We start from the raw sequence: 18,130 nt of genomic DNA, 5'->3' as shown, positions 1-18,130 counted from the left end.
GGTCGCGCCTCGTGGCCCGGCGCCTAGGCGGTGGGTGTGTGGAAATAGGGACGTTGAGTGTCCCTATTTCCACACACCCTGTACCCCGCGCACTGGCCGTGTGGATGAGCGAATCCACACGCCCCCCCGGAGAGCGCAAGGGACCTTTGCTATCGCCCTCCTCAGCGGGAGCGACAGCAAAGGTCCCTTGCTCTCTTTTTGCAGGTCAGGGGCGGGTTAGTCGTGGAACGAGTGCTCCGAAGCCGGGAACTCGCCTCGCCGGACATCCTCCGCGAACGCCGACGCGGCTCCGGCCAGCACACCGGCGAGATCGGCGTACTTCTTCACGAAGCGGGGGGTCTTGCCTCGCCGGAGCCCAGCCATGTCCTGCCAGACGAGCACCTGCGCGTCACAGTCCGGCCCGGCGCCGATGCCGACGGTCGGGATCTTCAGTTCGTGCGTGATCCGCTTCGCCGCTTCGGCGGGCACCATCTCCATGACGACCGCGAAGGCGCCGGCTTCCTCCAGGGCGAGCGCGTCGGCGAGCAGCGCGTCGGCCGCTTCGCCGCGTCCCTGGACCCGATAGCCGCCCAGATTGTGTTCGCTTTGCGGCGTGAATCCGATATGTCCCATCACAGGGACACCGGCCGACGTCAGTGCCTCGACATGGGGAGCGAACTTCCGTCCACCTTCGAGTTTCACCGCGTGCGCGCGGCCTTCCTTCATGAACCGCACCGACGTCTCCAGCGCCTGTTGCGGCGAAAGCTGGTACGAGCCGAACGGCAGATCGGCCACCACCAGCGCCCGTTTCACCGACCGGGTCACCGCGCGCACCAGCGGAAGCAGTTCGTCCACGGTCACCGGTAGCGACGTGTCGTAGCCGAAGACGTTGTTCGCCGCGGAATCCCCGACGAGCAGCACGGGTATGCCCACCTCGTCGAACAGCGCGGCGGTGTACATGTCGTAGGCGGTGAGCATCGGCCAGGTTTCGCCGCGCTCCTTCATGTCACGAAGATGATGTACGCGGACCTTCTTGCCGGACGTACTCTGCGGCGCCGCGCCGGTACCGTATGGAGCGACGAGTTCGCCGGGATCCTTTTCGGTGGCAGACATCTTTGTCGACCGTCCTTCCCTCGAGGCCTCGAAGAGGTCCCCGGGTCGTGGAGCTGTACGTCTCAAAGCGTGACACGCGGGGATACCGCCCCCAAGGTCCTGCGACCAGCTTCACACCGGGCCGTCACGCCTGTGGTGGATGAAATTCAGACCAGAGGATGATGTTCGTTGACAACCACACGGGGTTGTGTGACGTCAAGTAAGAGCAGCTGTCGATCACCTGTGAGTACCGCGAAAGGCCAGAATGGTAAACCCAGCGAGCCGTGTCTCGCCGTGGAAGGCGAGGGCGGGCGGAATCGTCGCCACTCTCGTGCAGCTCGCGGCCGTGTTCTCGGTGATCCTTCTCCTCGCCGGCGGCGTCAAGGGGCCGGTGCTCAGGGTCGGTGACTTCGCCTTCTCCGCGCTGAGCATCCCGACGAACGCGAGCCTCGTCATCGTGCTGCTGCTCGTCGTCCTCGGCGCCGCGCTCCGCCGTCGCAAACGTGCGGCTCTCTACACTCTGCTGCTGTTCCAGATCGGCGGCCTCGCGGTGACGCTGGCCTTCCAGGCCGCCCTGCTTTGGTGGCCTGAGCTGCTGAAACTGGGTCCATGGCAGGTCCGGCACATTCCGCACCAGGTGTGGGTGCTGGCCATCGCCGACCTGATCTCGATCGGCATGTTCGCGTTCCTCTGGATGCTGCGTCCCGCGTTCCCCGCCCGCCTCGCGCCGGGCGCCTGGCGCGACGGCTTCACCATGCTGTTCGGCGGCCTGGCCGCGGTCATCCTCGTCGGCTGGGGCCTGAGCGAGGCCTTCCCGGGACGTCTCGTGGACACCTGGGCGAGATTCGCGTGGGTCGTCAACCACACGACCGGTGAGAACATCCAGCTGCGCAAGGTCGGCATCGGCGAAGGACCCGCCTGGCTCGACCTCGTCCTCGACCTCAGTGCGACAGCCGTGGCGACAGCCGCGTTGTACATCCTTTTCCGCGGTGTGCGCAGCCGTCGCTTGAGGACAGACGAGGAAGAACTGCGCGTACGTCGCCTTCTTGCCGAACACGGCGAAGACGACTCTCTCGGCTATTTCGCCACCCGGCGTGAAAAGAGTGTCGTCTTCTCGCCCAACGGCCGCGCCGCCGTCGCCTACCGCGTGCTCGCGGGCACCAGCGTCGCGAGCGCGGATCCCCTCGGCGACCCCGACGCCTGGCCGGACGCGATCCGCGCCTGGCTGAACGAGGCGCGCACCTACGGCTGGACTCCCGGTGTGCTCGGCGCGAGCGAACGCGGCGCGAAGGTCTACGCCGACGCGGGCCTGCGCGCGCTGGAGATCGGTGACGAAGCGGTCCTCGACGTCCGCGACTTCAGCCTCGCCGGACCGGAGCGCCGCTCGGTCCGCCAAGCGGTCAAACGGATCGAACGAGCCGGATACAGCACAAAAGTCCGGCGCCACAGCGAAATTCCGGCCGACGAGATGGCCAGGCTGCTGCTGCACGCGCAGCAGTGGCGCGGCGCCGAGACCGAACGCGGGTTCTCGATGGCGCTCGGCAGGCTCGGTGATCCGAGCGACGGCCGCAGCGTGATGGTGGAGGCGTACGACGCCAAGGGCGAGCTTCGCGGCATGCTCTCGTTCGTTCCGTGGGGCCGTCGAGGCCTGTCGCTCGACCTGATGCGGCGCGACCGCGACGCCGAAAACGGGCTCAACGAGTACATGGTCGCCGAGGTCGTGGCGGCGAGTTCACACCTTGGCGCACAACGGATTTCGTTGAACTTCGCGATGTTCCGCGCGGTCTTCTCCGAGGGGGAGCGGATCGGCGCGGGCCCGGTGCTGCGCGCGTGGCGCGGCGTGCTTAGCATGGCGTCACGGTTCTTCCAGCTGGAATCGCTCTACCGGTCCAACGCCAAGTACGGACCCGACTGGGAACCGCGATTCCTTTGCTATTCCTCGGCTCGACGGCTGCCGCGGGTCGGTATCGTCGCCGGCGCGCTCGAAGGATTCGTCCCGACAGGACGGTCGGGGCGGGCACTGAAACTGGAGACGGTCACGGACGAATTCGTGGCCGAAGTCCACCGAATCGAAGCGAACGCCGCCACTCCGGCGCCGAACCAGGTGCGGCGACCCGACCAGGTCCGCGTGCGGATGGCGAAGCTCGACAGCTTGCGAAAAGCCGGGATCGACCCCTATCCGGTCGGTTTCGCCCGGGAGGACCTTCTCGGCGACGTCGTCTCGAAGTTCGGCAGCCTGAACCCGGACACGCACACCGATCACCGGGTCCGCGTCGCGGGCAGGGTGCTCGCGATGCGCAACCTCGGCGGGCTCTGTTTCGCGCGAGTCAAGGATTTCAGCGGCGAGATCCAGCTGATGCTCGACGCCTCCGTGCTCGACCTCGGTGGATGGCGGCGGGGCGTCGACCTCGGCGACCACGTCGGCGTGAGCGGGCGGGTCGTGACATCGCGACGCGGTGAGCTGTCCGTGCTCGTCGACGAATGGACCGTTACGGCGAAGAGCCTGCATCCGTTGCCGGACAAGCGAAAGGGCCTCACGGACCCGGAAACGCGGGTGCGGCAGCGTTATCTCGACCTCGCGGTGAACCCGGACTCGACGGCGATGCTGCGGATGCGCTCGACAGTGGTGCGCGCGGTGCGGGAAAGGCTGCACCAGGGCGACTATCTCGAAGTCGAGACGCCGATGCTGCAGACCGTGCACGGCGGCGCGAACGCCCGCCCGTTCATCACCCATATCAACGCCTACGACATGCGGATGTACTTGCGGATCGCCCCCGAGCTGTACCTGAAACGCCTGTGTGTGGCCGGGGTCGAGCGCGTTTTCGAGCTGAACCGGAACTTCCGCAACGAAGGCGTCGACGCGACGCACAACCCGGAATTCACCATGCTGGAGGCGTACCAGGCGTATGCCGACTACAACACCATGCGGAACTTGACGCGCGAACTCGTGCAGCACGCCGCGGAAGCCGCTTACGGCGCGCAGGTCGTTCGCCGTCCGGGGCCGGACGGGAACGTCGTCGAGTACGACATCTCCGGTGACTGGCCGGTGATCCCGGTACACGAAGCCGTTTCCGCGGCACTCGGGGAGAAGATCGACTCGGGGACGTCCGTCGAGGAACTCCGGCGGTTGTGCCGTGCCGCCGGAGTTCCGGTGAACGAGGAGGCCGGGCACGGTGATCTCGTGCTGAAGGCGCACGAGCACCTGGTCGAAGGCGCGACCGTGCTGCCGACCTTCTACACCGACTATCCGACCGACGTCTCGCCGCTGACGCGGCAACATCGCGTGGACCCACGGCTGGCCGAGCGCTGGGACCTGATCGCGTTCGGTTCCGAGGTCGGCACGGCCTACACCGAACTGACCGACCCGCTCGAACAGCGGCGGCGCTTGGAGGCCCAGTCGTTGCGCGCGGCGAGCGGGGATGTCGAGGCGATGGAACTGGACGAGGATTTCCTGCTCGCGCTCGAACACGGCATGCCGCCGACCGGCGGGCTCGGCATCGGCATCGACAGGCTGCTGATGATGCTGACCGGCGCGTCGATCCGGCAGACGGTGCTTTTCCCGTTCGTGCGGCCGCAGGGGTAGCGGGGGAGCAGGGGACCTTTGCTATCGCTCGTTAGCCTCACTAACGAGCGATAGCAAAGGTCCCCTGCTCTCTTCCTGGCCGAATCGCACCAGGAAGCCGCGACCGGATGTCATGATCCTCTTCCCTACGGAAGGAGCCATCATGGCCGGCAACGTCCCCCCGATCGCCGACGAGCGCGAAGGTCTCCTCGCCTACCTGGAACAGCAGCGCCACGTGCTGCGCATCGCCGCGCACGGGTTGACCGAAGAACAGGCCAGAGCGGTCCCGACCAGAAGCTCGCTGAGCGTCGGTGGCCTGATCAAGCACACCGCGACCACGGAAGACGGCTGGATCGACATCCTTCTCCAGAAGCCTTCGAAGCCCATGGACGAAGCGATGAAGGACTACGAAGCCGGCTACGTGATGGCTGACGGCGAGACGCTCGAAGACGTCTTCGCGCGCTACGACGAGGTCGCCCGCCGCACCGCCGACGTCATCGCCGGCATCCCCGATCTGGGTCAGCCGGTCCCGGTGCCGAAGGGCGTGCCCTGGTACCCGAAGGATGTCGAAGCCTGGTCGGTCCGTTGGGTGCTGTTCCACCTCATCGAGGAGACTGCACGGCACGCCGGGCACGCCGACATCATCCGCGAGCACATCGACGGCGCGACGGCGATTCCTCTGATGGCAGCCGCGGAAGGCTGGCCGGAGACGCCCTGGCTCAAGCCATGGTCGCCGGCCGAAACCGTTTAGAACAACGTGGGTTCGTCCGCCAAAGCGCCTTCGATGACCAGCATCCGGCGCTTGGTGGCGACTCCGCCTCGCGCGGAGAACCCACCGTCCTTCCCGCCCGCGGCGAGCACGCGGTGGCACGGCACGATGATCGGGAAAGGGTTCCGGCCCATCGCCTGCCCCACGGCCTGCGCCCCACCGGGCATGCCGAGGATGTTCGCGATATCGCCGTAGGTCAGCGTCTTGCCCGGCGGGATCGTGCGGATGAACTCGTACACCCGGTGATGGAAGTCCGGTACTCCTTCGTAGTCGAGGCCGACCTCGGTCAGGTCCGTGCGCTTGCCGTCCATCAACGAGACGATCCCGTCGATCGCGCGCTGGACTTCGCCCGGAGGCGCGGACTCTGTCACGTCAGGAAGGCGCGCGGTCAGTCGCGCCCTCGTCTTCTCTTCACTGCCTTCCGGCAGCTGGACCGCGATGACCCCGCGTTCGTTCCACGCGATGCCGCAATCGCCGATCGCGGTGCCGAACACGGCGTAGCCCTGTGCCGTCATGGAGTCCAGAGTACGAGCCGGGTCCGACAGTTTCGGCGGCGCCGCTTTTCGGGTGGCGCGGCCATGCCGCGGTGCCACCGGAGCGGCGGCTGCGATAGGACTATGGGCATGAGCGACCTCGTGCTTGATCACCTCGTCTACGCCGGGCCGGACCTCGAAGAGGCCGTCGCGCGCGTCGCCGAGCTGACCGGCGTCACGCCTGTACGCGGCGGAAGGCATGTCGGCTTCGGTACGGCCAACTATCTGGCCGACCTGGGAGCCGGTGCCTACCTCGAGGTGGTCGGCCCCGACCCGGATCAACCCGAGCACGCCGGGCCGCGCCCGTTCGGCATCGACGAGCTGACCGAGCCCGCACTGGTCACCTGGGCGGCGCGGGTGCAGGGCATCGACGACGCGATCGCCGAAGCCCGCGAACGTGGTTACGACCCGGGCGAAGCGTCCGAGATGTCGCGGACCACCGATGACGGCGAACTGCTGTCTTGGCGTCTCACCGGCGCGGGCGGCCTCGACGGGCTCGCGCCCTTCCTCATCGACTGGGGGAGCACCCCGCATCCGACGACACGGGGGCTCCCGTCGATCCCGCTGCTCTTGGTCACCGGGGTCCACCCCGAGCCCGGCGCGGTCGAAGCCGCGGTGCGGGCGCTCGGGATGGACATGCTCGTCCGGCGTGACACCAAGCCCGGCCTGGTGGCCGTGCTGACGACCTCAGCCGGGAAGCAGGTCACGCTGAGCTGACGGGGTCACGACCGTGCCCTCTCGCCAGCCGTTGGTCATCGGCAGCCGCCGGTCCCGCCCGAACGCCTTGAACGTGATCTTGGTGCCCGGCGGGTACTGGCGGCGCTTGTATTCGGCCTTGTCGACCATGCGCACCACACGATCGATGGTTTCGGGCTCGAAGCCCGCGTCCACCAGATCGACGTAGCCGCGGTCGCCCTCGATGTAGTCGTCGAGGATGTCGTCGAGCATTAGGTAGTCGGGCAGCGAGTCGCTGTCGAGCTGGCCCGGCCGCAGCTCGGCGGACGGCGGCTTGGTGATCGAGTTCTCCGGGATCGGCGGGGTTTCGCCGTTCTTCTCGGCTTCCTTGTTGCGCCATTTGGCCAGATGCCATACGTGTGTCTTGAACAGGTCCTTGATCGGCGCGAAGGCTCCGACGGCGTCGCCGTAGATCGTCGAGTAGCCGACGGCGAGCTCGGTCTTGTTGCCGGTGGCGAGCACCAGGTGACCGTCCTGATTGGACAACGCCATCAGCAGCATGCCGCGGACGCGGGCCTGGATGTTCTCCTCGGCGAGACCGGTCAGCTGGAGCTGCTCGACGTAGACCTTGACCATGTCCGCGATCGGCTCGACGCGATAGTGCGCGCCGATGCGGCGGGCGAGGTCTTCGGCGTCGCCCTTCGAGTGTTCCGAGGAGTACTCCGAAGGCATCGAGACGCCGTAGACGTTGTCGCCGCCGAGCGCGTCCGCGGCCAGCGCCGCCACGACCGCCGAGTCGATGCCGCCGGAGAAACCGAACGTCACCGACGAGAAGCCGTTCTTGTGCACGTAGTCGCGCAGGCCGACGACGAGCGCGTGCCACACCTCGGCTTCGTCGGACAGAGGCTCGCTGATCGCCGAGTCGGTGCTCGGCGCGTAGGCAGGAATCGGGTCTTCGTCGAGGACGCGGCGCTTGACCCGCAGGCCCTCGAACTCGCCCTCGGCGGTGTGCCCGCCCGCGGTGAGGTCCGTGTCGACGACGAGCAGGTGCTCCACGAACTGCGGCGCCCGTGCCAGCAACCGGCCGTCCGCGCCGACCACGATCGAGTCGCCGTCGAAGACGAGGTCGTCCTGGCCGCCGATCTGGTTCGTGTACACCAGCGGCGCCCCGGCCTCGGCCGCGCGCCGGGCGATGAGCGGCAGGCGGATGTCGTCCTTCGCGCGCTCGTAAGGCGAAGCGTTGGGCGCGACCACGAGGTCCACTCCGGCCTTGCCCAGCGCCGAGATCGGGCCGCCGTCCTGCCAGACGTCCTCGCAGATCACCATGCCGACGTCGACGCCGTGGAAGCGGACGACCTCGAGGTCTTGGCCCGGCTTGAACCAGCGGTGCTCGTCGAAGACGCCGTAGTTGGGCAGGTGGTGCTTGAACTGGCGGGCGACCACTTCGCCGCGGTACAGCGCGGCCGCCGCGTCGCGCGGGCCGGTCTCGTCGAGGTCGAGATACCCGATGTAGGTGAGCACCTCGCCGCAACCGGCGTCGTCGAGCCGCCGGGCGAGCGCTTCGACCATCTGCTTCGAGGCGGAGGCGAAGGTCGGGCGGAGGGAGAGGTCCTCGACGGGGTAACCGGTGAGGGACATCTCCGGGAACACCACGATGTGGGCGCCGGCTTCGGCGGCCTTGCGGGTCCACTCGACGGTGAGCTCGGCGTTGCCTTCGAGGTCCCCGACGGTGGTGTTGACCTGGGCCAGTGCGATGCGCAGTTGCGGCATGCCGACATTCTCACCCACCGGCGTCCGCTGGGACGAGTGGATGTGCCGAATCGCCCACCTGGGTCCGGCCCGCCGGGGCGCGTCCGGCGGGGGAGCAAGGGACCTTTGCTATCGCCGGGGGCCTGACCTGGAGTTTCGGCGGAAAAGAGAGCGGGGGACCTTTGCTGTCGCTCTCCGAAAGAGAGTGACAGCAAAGGTCCCCCGCTCACCGCTGAAGGACCGGCGCGCTACTTGCGCTTGATCATGCTCCGCACCTTCTTGATGGTCTGCTCGAAGTCGGAGTCGAACGGGTTGTCGTGCACCAAGTACGTCCACGTCGTGTTCGCCCGCCGCACCCCCGCGTCACCGAGGTCGATCCCGTCCTCGGTGATCTCGGCCTCCTCGAGCGTCTTCGCCGCCCGGTCGGCCGCCTCCGCGATGATCTTGTGGAACTCGGGGATCGCCGCACGGTGGAACTCGTCGATCGGCGTCTCCCGCGCCAGCGCCCGCAGATGGATGCTCTCCCGCACGTCGGTCAGGAACGCCAGGTGGTCCGACCACAGCTGGTCGATGTGGAACAGCAGCACCTCCCGGCTCAGCTGCTCGACCTTCGCCTCGTCGTCGACCGCTTCCGAAAGCTCCTTGAACTTCTCCGGGTGCGCCTTCTCCAGCACCTCCGCCGCGTGCGCGGTCCGGAGCACCTTGTCCCGGTGTTCGAGCAGCTCGCCACGCTGCCGCTCGATCAGCCGCGTGTAGCGCCAGGTGTTCCGGTGGATCTCCAGGTCGACACCCTCGGCGACGCGCTGCGCGTGGTTGATCTGCCGCAAGGCCGCCGGGTCGGTGACCTCGCCGCTGCCCACGTCGGAGCTGATGCCCTCGGGCACGTCCGGCGCGTTCGACAGCACGAGTTCGTCGTTCAGGCTGGCGAAGAACACCGCGCTGCCCGGGTCGCCCTGCCGTCCGGACCGGCCGCGCAGCTGGCCGTCCAGCCTGCTCGACGGGTAGCGCGCGGTGCCGATCACGTGCAGGCCGCCCAGCTCGACGACCTCGTCGCGGCCGTCGCCGTCCTTGCCGCCGAGCCGGATGTCGGTGCCTCGACCGGCCATCTGGGTCGAAACGGTGACCGCGCCCTTCTTGCCGGCGTCGGCGATGATCGCGGCTTCCTCGGCGTCGTTGCGCGCGTTGAGCACGACGCATTCGAGATCGACCTTCGCCAGCTTCTCGGCCAGCTCCTCGGACTCGGCGACGTCCTGGGTGCCGACGAGGATCGGCCGCCCGGATTCGTGCACCCGCCGGATCTCCTCCTCGATCGCGCGCAGCTTCTGCGACGGCGATCCGAAGATCCGGTCCTCCTGGTCTTCGCGGATGTTCGGCGTGTTCGGCGGGATGACCGCGACCTCGAGCTTGTAGAACTCGCGCAACTGCTCGGCGACCGCGACCGCGGTACCGGTCATCCCCGCGACCTCGGGATAGCGCGCGAGCAGCGCCTGCACGGTGATCGAGTCGAGGATCTCGCCCCGGTCGGTCGCCTTGACCTGCTCCTTCGCCTCGACGGCTGCCTGGAGGCCGTCCGGCCAGCGCTGCAATTCGGCGACGCGGCCGCGCGCGGCGTTGATGAGCTGCACCTTGCCGTCACGCACGAGGTAGTCGACGTCGCGGGTGAGCAGCGCGTGGGCGTGCAGCGCCACGTTCACGGCGGGCAGCCTGTCCGAGCCGGTGTCGTCGTAAAGGTTGATGTCGTCGCCGAGGGCCTTCTCGACCACCGACGCGCCCGCCTTGGTCAGCCAGGCGTTGCGACCGTCGGCGTCGGTCTCGTAGTGCAGCCCGAGCCGCAGCCGCCGGACGATGTTCGCGACCTCTTCGTCGGCGTCGGTGTGGTCGATCGATCCCGCCATCACCAGCGGCACGCGGGCCTCGTCGACCAGCACGGAGTCCGCCTCGTCGACGATCGCCACCTCGGGCTCGCGCTGGACCAAGTCTGCTTCGCGGGTGACGAGGCGGTCGCGCAGCACGTCGAAGCCGATCTCGCTGACGGCGCCGTAGGTGACTTCCTTCGCGTAGGCCTCGCGGCGCTCGTCTCGGGAGTGAGCGGGCTCGATCCAGCCGACGGACACGCCGAGCAGGTCGTAGATCGGGCCCATCCACTCTGCGTCACGGCGGGCGAGGTAGTCGTTCACCGTGACGACGTGGACGTGCTTGCCGCGCAGGGCGTACCCGGCACCGGCCAGCGCACCGGCCAGCGTCTTGCCCTCACCGGTCTCCATCTGCACGATGTGCCCGCTGAGCAGGCCCATCGTGCCCAGGAGTTGGACGTCGAAGGCGCGCTCACCGAGTGCGCGCCGAGCGGCCTCACGGCCGAGCGCGCAGACCTCGATGAGCTGCTCGTTGCCGAAGGTCGAGGCGTCCCGAAGCTTGCCGGCCCGCTCTGTCAGCTCCTCGTCGGAGAGCTTCTCCAACTCGGGCTCGAGCTTCTCGATGGCCGGCAGCAGCGCTTCGTAGCGGGTCAGCTCGACGCTGCCCGGCCGCTGGATGATCCGGCGCAGCTTCTTGCCCACCCGGCTGATCAGTGCTGCCACCCCTGTGCTCCCGTCTGTTCTTCTGCCGTCCGCACCTGTCTCACCAACGCAGTGGTGGTGCGGCCGAGTTCCGCGGCCGATGGCACGATCCAACCGTGTTCACTCATGTCAGCGCCAGGTCCCGTGCCCGTCGATTCGCCGCGATCACGCTGTCCGGCCTGCTCGCGGTCACCGTCGCCGCGTGCTCGTCGGGAGAGGGTAGAACCCAGCCGCCGCCTCCGGCCACCGAGTCGCACGCTCCGTCCGGACCGGTGCCCGCAGGACTCGAGAAGTTCTACGGACAGAGTCTGACCTGGGCCGACTGTGCACCCTACGCGACATCCGATGACGCGAAAGCGGCGTTTCGAGTGAAGGACGCACAGTGCGCCCGGCTGACCGTCCCGCTCGACTACGCGAAGCCCGAAGGGGACTCGATCACGCTCGGCCTGCTGCGCCGGAAGGCGCTGGAAACCGACGAAAGGATTGGGGCGCTCGTGGTCAACCCCGGCGGCCCCGGCGCTTCCGGCATGGCGGCCGCGGCCGGTCTCGCCTCCCGGACTGCGACGAACGAGCTGGGCAAACGCTTCGACATGGTCGGTTTCGACCCGCGCGGAATCGGTGCGAGCGAACCGCAGATCCGCTGCCTGACCGACGCCGAACGCGACGCGGACCGGGCGGACGACGGCGAGACGGACGGGTCACCCGAGGGAGTGAAAAAGCAGGAGGCCGAGTCCCAGGACTTCGCGACCAAATGCGCCGAGCGGACCGAACATGGCCCGTCGATGCTCGCGAACGTGGGTACGCGGGACGTCGTCAAGGACATGGACGTCCTGCGTTCGGTCCTCGGCGAACCGAAGCTGAACTACCTCGGCTACTCCTACGGGACGCGGATCGGATCCGCCTACGCGGAGGCCTTCCCCGCGAATGTCCGCGCGCTGGTGCTCGACGGGGCCGTCGACCCGGAGCAGGACGCGGTGGAGTCGCTGGTCGCGCAGGGGCAGGGCTTCGGCAAGGCGTTCGGGGAGTTCTCGAACTGGTGCGCCGCGCGCGAGGACTGCGCCCTGGGGCGTGACGCCGCCGGTGTGACGAAGGCGTTCCAGGACCTGGTGCGGCCGCTGATCGACTTCCCCGTCCCGGTCTCCGACGGCCGAAAACTGTCGTACGAGGACGCGACCACAGGCGTGATACAGGCCCTCTACCAGGAAGATCTCTGGGAACCGCTCAACACCGCGCTCAACGATCTGAAGCGTCAGCGCGGCGACGGCCTGGAAAAGCTGGCGGACCTCTACAACGAACGCGGCGCAGACGGCCGCTACGGGACGACGCAGGACGCGTTCGTCGCGATCCGGTGTGTGGACGACCCGCGGGTCACCGATCCGGCGAAGCTCCTCGACGCGCAGAAGCGGTACGCGGAGGCGGCGCCGTTCCTCGACGACGGCAAGCCGGACGGTTCCGCGCGCGACGCCTGCGCCTTCTGGCCGGTGCCGAACACCTCGGAGCCGCACCTGCCCAACGTCGAAGGCCTGCCGAAGACGCTGGTCATCTCGACGACGAACGACCCGGCGACCCCGTACCAAGCGGGCGTCAACCTGGCGAAAGCGATCAAGGGAGCTTTGCTGACGTTCGAGGGCAACCAGCACACGGTGTTCCTCCAGGGCGTGTCGTGCGTCGATCGGATCGGCATCGCCTACCTGGTGAACGGTGCCCTGCCGGACGAGGGCACCCGCTGCACCGCCAAGTGACGAAGCGATAGCAAAGGTCCCTTGCTCCCCGCCGCACCAGCCGGGGGAGCAAGGGACCTTTGCTATCGCCGCACCCGCTGACCAGGCATTATCCGCCCCAGGGGAGCAGGGGACCTTTGCTATCGCCCGCCCCCGACGACCACCCCGTTATGCCTGGTCAACGCCAACTCCAGCATCACCGCGAAGTCCTGCGGACTCGTCGGCGGCACCTGCAACCACACCCGCATCAGCCGCCGCGGCTCGTCCTTCGAAATCCACAGCTTCACGAACACGTCCGACTTGATCTCCGGCACGATCCCGCCGATCACCGCGGCCGGCACCTTCGCGCCGATCCGGATCGAGTCGGTGTCCTGCACCCGCTCCCACCGCTCGCCGCGCAGCTCGGTCGCCCCGGTCAACAGCCGTCGCAGTCCACCGTCCGCCCCGAGCATCGCCTGCGGCGTGTAGGCCGCCTCTGCAGGAATCACCCGTTCCCCGTCGAGCGTGATCTCCGAGCCGGACAGCCGGTACTCGACCTTCATCCGTCCGGTGTCGTCCTGCAGGTCGGCCTTGCCGACCGCGCCACCTTCGAGGCTGACTTCGCCGTCGAGCCCGCGCACCGGCAGCCCGGTGACGACGCCGTTCACCCCGAGCGTGAACCGCACGCTGCGCAACGAGACGAGGGAGTCGGCCGCCGCGCTCACGAGTTCCTGGGCAGGGGGCAACGGGGGAGACCCCGCACAGCCGCCGATGAGCCCGATCGTGAGCAGCAGCGCCGGCACGAGGTGACGGCAGCGCATGGTCAGACCCTATGACCTTGGCCCGAATCTTTCGCACAGTGTCCTTCCGGCCACTTCCGCCGAGAGTCGAGGGCGATGACGCTGTACCCGTGCACCCTGAGACCCGACTCCACCGCGCGTGGTTCGTCGCCGCCGCCGCGTTCGTCGCCCTGCTCGCCGCCGCCGGTTTCCGCGCGGCCCCCGGCGTCCTCATCGACCCACTCCACAACGAGTTCGGCTGGTCCCGCGCGACGATCGCGTCGGCCGTCTCCGTGAACCTCGTGCTCTACGGCCTCTTCTCGCCCTTCGCGGCAGCTCTCATGGAGCGCTTCGGCATGCGACGCGTCGCCTCGACGGCCTTGTTCGTGGTCGCGATCGGCGCGGGCGGCACGGTGTTCATGAACGCGAGCTGGCAGCTCATCCTCTGCTGGGGCGTCCTGGTCGGCGTCGGCACCGGCTCGATGGCGATGAGCTTCGCCGCGACGGTCGCCGCCCGCTGGTTCGTCCGCAGCCGCGGCGTCGTCACCGGCGTTCTCACCGCCGCGGGCGCCACCGGCCAGCTGATCTTCCTGCCGATCGTCGCGAACCTCGCCGTCGACGAGGGCTGGCGGACGGCGTCGCTCGTCATCGCCATCGCCGCACTGGCCGTCGTCCCCGTCGTCCTTCTGGTGGTCCGCGATCACCCGTCCGATGTCGGGACGACCGCGTACGGCGCCGAACCCGGCGAAGTCGCTCCCGTCACCCGGGCGGGTGGTTCCGTCCGCCGCGCGCTGACCGTCCTCGGCTCGGCGGCGCGCACAAGGACGTTCTGGTTGCTCGCCGTCGGGTTCGCGATTTGCGGCGCCACGACGAACGGCCTGGTCAGCACCCACTTCGTTCCCGCGGCGCACGACCACGGCATGCCGCAGACCACCGCCGCCGGCCTGCTCGCGCTCGTCGGGATCTTCGATGTCGCCGGCACGATCGCCTCCGGCTGGCTCACCGACCGTGTGGATCCGCGAATCCTGCTCGGCGTCTACTACGCCCTTCGCGGCGTCTCGCTCGCCCTGCTCCCGCAGCTGTTGAGCGGAACGGTGGAGCCGAGCATGTGGGCGTTCATCGTCTTCTACGGCCTCGACTGGGTGGCGACGGTTCCGCCGACGGTCGCGCTCTGCGTCCGCCAATACGGCGCAGCCGGGCCGATCGTCTTCGGCTGGGTCTTCGCCAGCCACCAGCTAGGCGCAGGTCTCGCGGCTTTCGGAGCGGGCGCGATCCGCGACTCGTCCGGCAGCTACGCGCTCGCCTGGTACATCGCGGCGGGCCTCGCGGTGCTGGCTTCGGTCGCCTCGCTGTCGATCACCAAGGCCGCCAAGCCCGAACCGGTTCCGGCGGGGGTAGCCACCACTTCCGCTTGATCGGCGCGTCGAAACATGTCGTTAACACGTTCTCGTTAGGGTGCGGCCATGGATCGCCAGCAGGAGTTCGTGCTCCGTACCTTGGAAGAGCGCGACATCCGTTTCGTCAGGCTCTGGTTCACGGATGTGCTGGGGTTTCTCAAGTCCGTCGCGGTGGCGCCCGCCGAGCTCGAGGGTGCCTTCAGCGAAGGGATTGGCTTCGACGGATCGGCCATCGAAGGGTTCGCGCGCGTCTACGAATCCGACATGGTCGCGAAGCCCGACCCGGCCACGTTCCAAGTCCTGCCCTGGGAGACCCCGGACGGCGGCCCGTACTCGGCGCGCATGTTCTGCGACATCGCGATGCCGGACGGCTCCCCGTCCTGGGCGGACCCCCGGCACGTCCTGCGCAGGCAGCTCTCGAAGGCGGCCGAAGCGGGTTTTACCTGCTACGTCCACCCCGAGATCGAATTCTTCCTGCTCGCCAGCCTGCCGGACGACGGCAGTGAGCCGGAGCCCGCGGACAACGGCGGGTACTTCGACCAGGCCAGCCACGCGACAGCGACGCACTTCCGCCGTCACGCCATCGAGACGCTCGAGGCGATGGGGATCTCGGTCGAGTTCAGCCACCACGAAGGCGCACCCGGCCAGCAGGAGATCGACCTCCGGTACGCCGACGCGCTGACCATGGCCGACAACGTCATGACGTTCCGTTACGTCGTCAAGGAGGTCGCGCTCACCCAGGGCGTCCGCGCGACCTTCATGCCGAAGCCCTTCACCAACCAGCCGGGTTCGGGCATGCACACCCACGTGAGCCTGTTCGAAGGTGATCGCAACGCCTTCTACGACGCGGAAGACCCGTACGAGTTGTCCGCGACGGGCAAGGCCTTCGTGGCGGGGCTGCTGCACCACGCGAAGGAGATCTCGGCGGTCACCAACCAGTGGGTGAACTCCTACAAGCGGCTGATCAGCGGCAGCGAGGCCCCGACGACCGTTTCGTGGGGCAGGGCCAACCGCTCCGCCCTGGTCAGGGTGCCGATGTACTCGCCGGGCAAGGCGTCGTCACGTCGTGTGGAGATCCGAACGCTCGACTCCGCCTGCAACCCCTATCTGGCGTACTCGGTCATCCTTGCCGCCGGGCTCAAGGGCATCGAGAAGGGCTACGAGCTGCCGCCTCCCGCCGAGGACAACATCTGGCAGCTCTCGGACGCCGAACGCCGCGCGGCCGGCTACGCCCAGCTCCCGCAGAACCTCGGTGAGGCGCTGGCCGAAATGGAAAAATCGGAACTTCTGCCCGAAGCGCTCGGAGAGCACGTTTACGACTTCTTCCTGCGCAACAAACGTGTTGAATGGGATAACTACCGCAGCGCGGTGACCCCGTACGAGCTGCGGACCCTGCTTCCGGTTCTCTAGACGAAGGAGACCTGATGGTGCGGCGGCCGATGTTCGGAGTTCTCACGACCTTGGTCGCCGCGACCATCGCGGCGAGTGCCGCACCACCGGCGTCAGCGGGCGGGAAACCGCTCGATCTCGACGCCGCCGACATCCCCTCGCTCCAGGCCCGGATGTCCTCCGGACGGCTGACAGCGGTCGGTCTGACCAAGGCTTATCTCGATCGCATCCACAAGGTCGACCGCACGGTGAACGCGGTCATCGCGGTCAATCCGGCCGCGATCGCGCAAGCGGCGGAGAGCGACTTCCGACGTCGCGCCGGCAAGAGCCGGGGGCCGCTCGACGGCATCCCGATCCTGGTGAAGGACAACGTCGACACCCGGTCGCAGCAGACGACGGCGGGTTCGCGGGCACTCCGCAGCAAGCCCGCGAAGGACGCGACCTTGATCCGCCGCCTGCGTGACGCGGGCGCGGTCGTCCTCGGCAAGGCGAACCTGTCCGAGTGGGCGAACTTCCGCGCCGCCAAACCCACTTCCGGGTGGTCGGGCGTCGGAGGACAGACGAACAACCCGTACGTGCTCGACCGCAATCCCTGTGGGTCGTCCGCCGGATCCGCCGCGGGCGTCGCCGCGTCGCTCGCCCAGGTCGCGATCGGCAGCGAGACCGACGGTTCGATCGTCTGCCCGGCCGGGATGACCTCGACGGTGGGGCACAAACCGAGCCTCGGCCTGGTCAGCCGCACCGGCGTGGTGCCGATCTCGGCCGAACAGGACACCACCGGCCCGATGGCCAGGCACGTCGTCGACGTCGCGCTCACCCTGTCCGCGCTCCAAGGCCGCGACCCGAGCGACCCGGCCACCGGCACGTACCCGCCGAATCAGCCGACCGACTATGCCGCGCACCTGCGCCCCGGCGTGCTGAAGGGCTCCCGGATCGGGCTCTGGCGGCTGCCGGTTCTCGGCCCGGACGTGGACGCGGTGATGACGGAGACCAGGAATTCCTTGGTGAAGGCCGGTGCCGAAGTCGTCGAGGTGACGCCGCCGTACCAGGCCAGGCTCGGTGAACTGGAGTTCCCGGCGCTGCTCACCGAGTTCCACCGGGACATCGATCGCTACCTGGCCACGCGTCCGGAAGGCCCGCGCGACCTCGCCGCGCTGATCGCCTACAACCGGTCCGACCCGCTGGAGCAGACCTGTTTCGCCGGGCAAGAACTCTTCGAACAGGCGCTCGCCGCGCCCGGCCCGTCCGACCCCGGCTACCTGGCCAACCGCCGCGAGCTGACCGACCTGGCGAAACGCTCGATCGACGAGACCCTCGCCCAGTACCGCCTCGACGCGATCGCCGCGCCCACGAACCCGCCCGCCTGGAAGACCGACTGCAAGACCGGCGACAACGACGTGATCCCGTCGTCGACGCCGGCCGCGGTCTCGGGGTATCCGGCCGTGACCGTGCCCGCCGGTTTCGTCGGCGAGCTCCCGGTGGGTGTCTCGTTCATGGCGGGGCTCTGGACCGACGCCCGAGTGCTCGCTTATGCGGCCGACTTCGAACGCGTCGTCCCGGCCCGCAAACCGCCTCGCTACCTGAAGACCGTCGGATGACGGCGGCTTACACCGGCTGACCTGCGGCAATGTCGTTAAGTGACCCCCCTGTTTTCGGGGGGTTCCGGGGCATGTAATCTTCTCTTCGTCGCCAGGAACACCGGGCCGCCGGGGCCAAAAAGCCCCAGGTCAGGAACCAGGGCCGAGCGGGTTGACACCGCGAATCGGACCAGGTAATGTTTAGCGTCGGCCCACGAGCGGCCGCCGACCCCCTACGACTAAACCCGTAGGATTCGGCATGCTCGACCAAAAGCTTGTGAATATCGCTTTGAAACAAAGCGTGTTGCTTGAGAACTCAACAGTGTGCTAGTGAACTAAGCCAGTAGAGCTTATATATGTAACCTCGTATGAGG

General features: G+C 68.2%; 12 protein-coding genes. 7 read left to right on the top strand and 5 right to left on the bottom strand.

Features of this window, described 5'->3' with window-relative positions; all coding sequences use genetic code 11:
• Positions 1–216: 216 nt before the first annotated feature.
• Entirely contained in the window at positions 217–1,092 is an 876-nt protein-coding gene (gene panB / locus CFP71_RS15245) for a 3-methyl-2-oxobutanoate hydroxymethyltransferase (RefSeq protein ID WP_093934510.1), read from the bottom strand.
• A gap of 244 nt (positions 1,093–1,336) precedes the next feature.
• Here panB and lysX point away from each other — a divergent pair, with 244 nt between their 5' ends.
• A complete protein-coding gene (gene lysX / locus CFP71_RS15240; protein WP_093934509.1) occupies positions 1,337–4,654 on the top strand; it encodes a bifunctional lysylphosphatidylglycerol synthetase/lysine--tRNA ligase LysX in 3,318 nt (1,105 codons plus the stop codon).
• A gap of 142 nt (positions 4,655–4,796) precedes the next feature.
• The gene (locus CFP71_RS15235) at positions 4,797–5,384 is read left to right on the top strand and encodes a DinB family protein (RefSeq protein ID WP_093934508.1); all 588 of its coding nucleotides are present in this window, start codon (positions 4,797–4,799) and stop codon (positions 5,382–5,384) included.
• On the opposite strand, the gene CFP71_RS15230 is transcribed toward CFP71_RS15235, so the two are convergent.
• The gene (locus tag CFP71_RS15230; protein ID WP_093934507.1) at positions 5,381–5,917 is read right to left on the bottom strand and encodes a methylated-DNA--[protein]-cysteine S-methyltransferase; all 537 of its coding nucleotides are present in this window, start codon (positions 5,915–5,917) and stop codon (positions 5,381–5,383) included. The genes CFP71_RS15235 and CFP71_RS15230 overlap by 4 nt on opposite strands.
• Positions 5,918–6,025: 108 nt before the next feature.
• On the opposite strand from CFP71_RS15230, the gene CFP71_RS15225 reads away from it, so the two are divergent.
• Positions 6,026–6,652: a VOC family protein gene (locus CFP71_RS15225; RefSeq protein WP_093934526.1), complete on the top strand. Its 627-nt coding sequence runs from the start codon at positions 6,026–6,028 to the stop codon at positions 6,650–6,652.
• Here the strand turns inward: CFP71_RS15225 and CFP71_RS15220 are convergent.
• Together CFP71_RS15220 and secA2 are read right to left on the bottom strand one after the other, a co-directional pair.
• On the bottom strand, positions 6,623–8,380 hold the full coding sequence (locus CFP71_RS15220; RefSeq protein ID WP_093934506.1) for an NAD+ synthase: 1,758 nt from the start codon (positions 8,378–8,380) through the stop codon (positions 6,623–6,625). The genes CFP71_RS15225 and CFP71_RS15220 overlap by 30 nt on opposite strands.
• 227 nt (positions 8,381–8,607) lie before the next feature.
• A complete protein-coding gene (gene secA2 / locus CFP71_RS15215; protein ID WP_093934505.1) occupies positions 8,608–10,935 on the bottom strand; it encodes an accessory Sec system translocase SecA2 in 2,328 nt (775 codons plus the stop codon).
• Positions 10,936–11,084: 149 nt separating this feature from the next.
• Between secA2 and CFP71_RS15210 the strand changes: the two genes are divergently transcribed.
• Positions 11,085–12,656, top strand: coding sequence for an alpha/beta hydrolase (locus CFP71_RS15210; RefSeq protein WP_208635963.1), 1,572 nt, complete (start codon positions 11,085–11,087; stop codon positions 12,654–12,656).
• 119 nt (positions 12,657–12,775) lie between these two features.
• Here the strand turns inward: CFP71_RS15210 and CFP71_RS15205 are convergent, their stop codons facing one another.
• Complete coding sequence (locus CFP71_RS15205) at positions 12,776–13,435, bottom strand: LppX_LprAFG lipoprotein (protein WP_093934504.1); 660 nt, start codon at positions 13,433–13,435, stop codon at positions 12,776–12,778.
• A gap of 89 nt (positions 13,436–13,524) precedes the next feature.
• On the opposite strand from CFP71_RS15205, the gene CFP71_RS15200 reads away from it, so the two are divergent.
• From CFP71_RS15200 to CFP71_RS15190, 3 genes are read left to right on the top strand one after another with little or no spacing between them, the layout of a single operon-like run.
• Positions 13,525–14,808: an MFS transporter gene (locus tag CFP71_RS15200; RefSeq protein WP_093934503.1), complete on the top strand. Its 1,284-nt coding sequence runs from the start codon at positions 13,525–13,527 to the stop codon at positions 14,806–14,808.
• A gap of 48 nt (positions 14,809–14,856) precedes the next feature.
• On the top strand, positions 14,857–16,200 hold the full coding sequence (gene glnA, locus CFP71_RS15195) for a type I glutamate--ammonia ligase (protein WP_005168007.1): 1,344 nt from the start codon (positions 14,857–14,859) through the stop codon (positions 16,198–16,200).
• Positions 16,201–16,214: 14 nt separating this feature from the next.
• Positions 16,215–17,777, top strand: a complete 1,563-nt coding sequence (locus tag CFP71_RS15190; RefSeq protein WP_093934502.1) for an amidase — start codon at positions 16,215–16,217, stop codon at positions 17,775–17,777.
• Positions 17,778–18,130: the final 353 nt, after the last annotated feature.

It is taken from the genome of Amycolatopsis thailandensis (assembly GCF_002234405.1).
Lineage (GTDB): Bacteria > Actinomycetota > Actinomycetes > Mycobacteriales > Pseudonocardiaceae > Amycolatopsis > Amycolatopsis thailandensis.
This window is presented reverse-complemented; position numbering and strand designations above follow the sequence as displayed.

Bases quoted from the DNA above. Each gene is read 5' to 3' on its own strand.
- panB (WP_093934510.1), bottom strand. From the start codon at position 1,092: ATGTCTGCCACCGAAAAGGATCCCGGCGAACTCGTCGCTCCATACGGT.
- lysX (WP_093934509.1), top strand. From the start codon at position 1,337: ATGGTAAACCCAGCGAGCCGTGTCTCGCCGTGGAAGGCGAGGGCGGGC.
- CFP71_RS15235 (WP_093934508.1), top strand. From the start codon at position 4,797: ATGGCCGGCAACGTCCCCCCGATCGCCGACGAGCGCGAAGGTCTCCTC.
- CFP71_RS15230 (WP_093934507.1), bottom strand. From the start codon at position 5,917: ATGACGGCACAGGGCTACGCCGTGTTCGGCACCGCGATCGGCGATTGC.
- CFP71_RS15225 (WP_093934526.1), top strand. From the start codon at position 6,026: ATGAGCGACCTCGTGCTTGATCACCTCGTCTACGCCGGGCCGGACCTC.
- CFP71_RS15220 (WP_093934506.1), bottom strand. From the start codon at position 8,380: ATGCCGCAACTGCGCATCGCACTGGCCCAGGTCAACACCACCGTCGGG.
- CFP71_RS15205 (WP_093934504.1), bottom strand. From the start codon at position 13,435: ATGCGCTGCCGTCACCTCGTGCCGGCGCTGCTGCTCACGATCGGGCTC.
- glnA (WP_005168007.1), top strand. From the start codon at position 14,857: ATGGATCGCCAGCAGGAGTTCGTGCTCCGTACCTTGGAAGAGCGCGAC.
- CFP71_RS15190 (WP_093934502.1), top strand. From the start codon at position 16,215: ATGGTGCGGCGGCCGATGTTCGGAGTTCTCACGACCTTGGTCGCCGCG.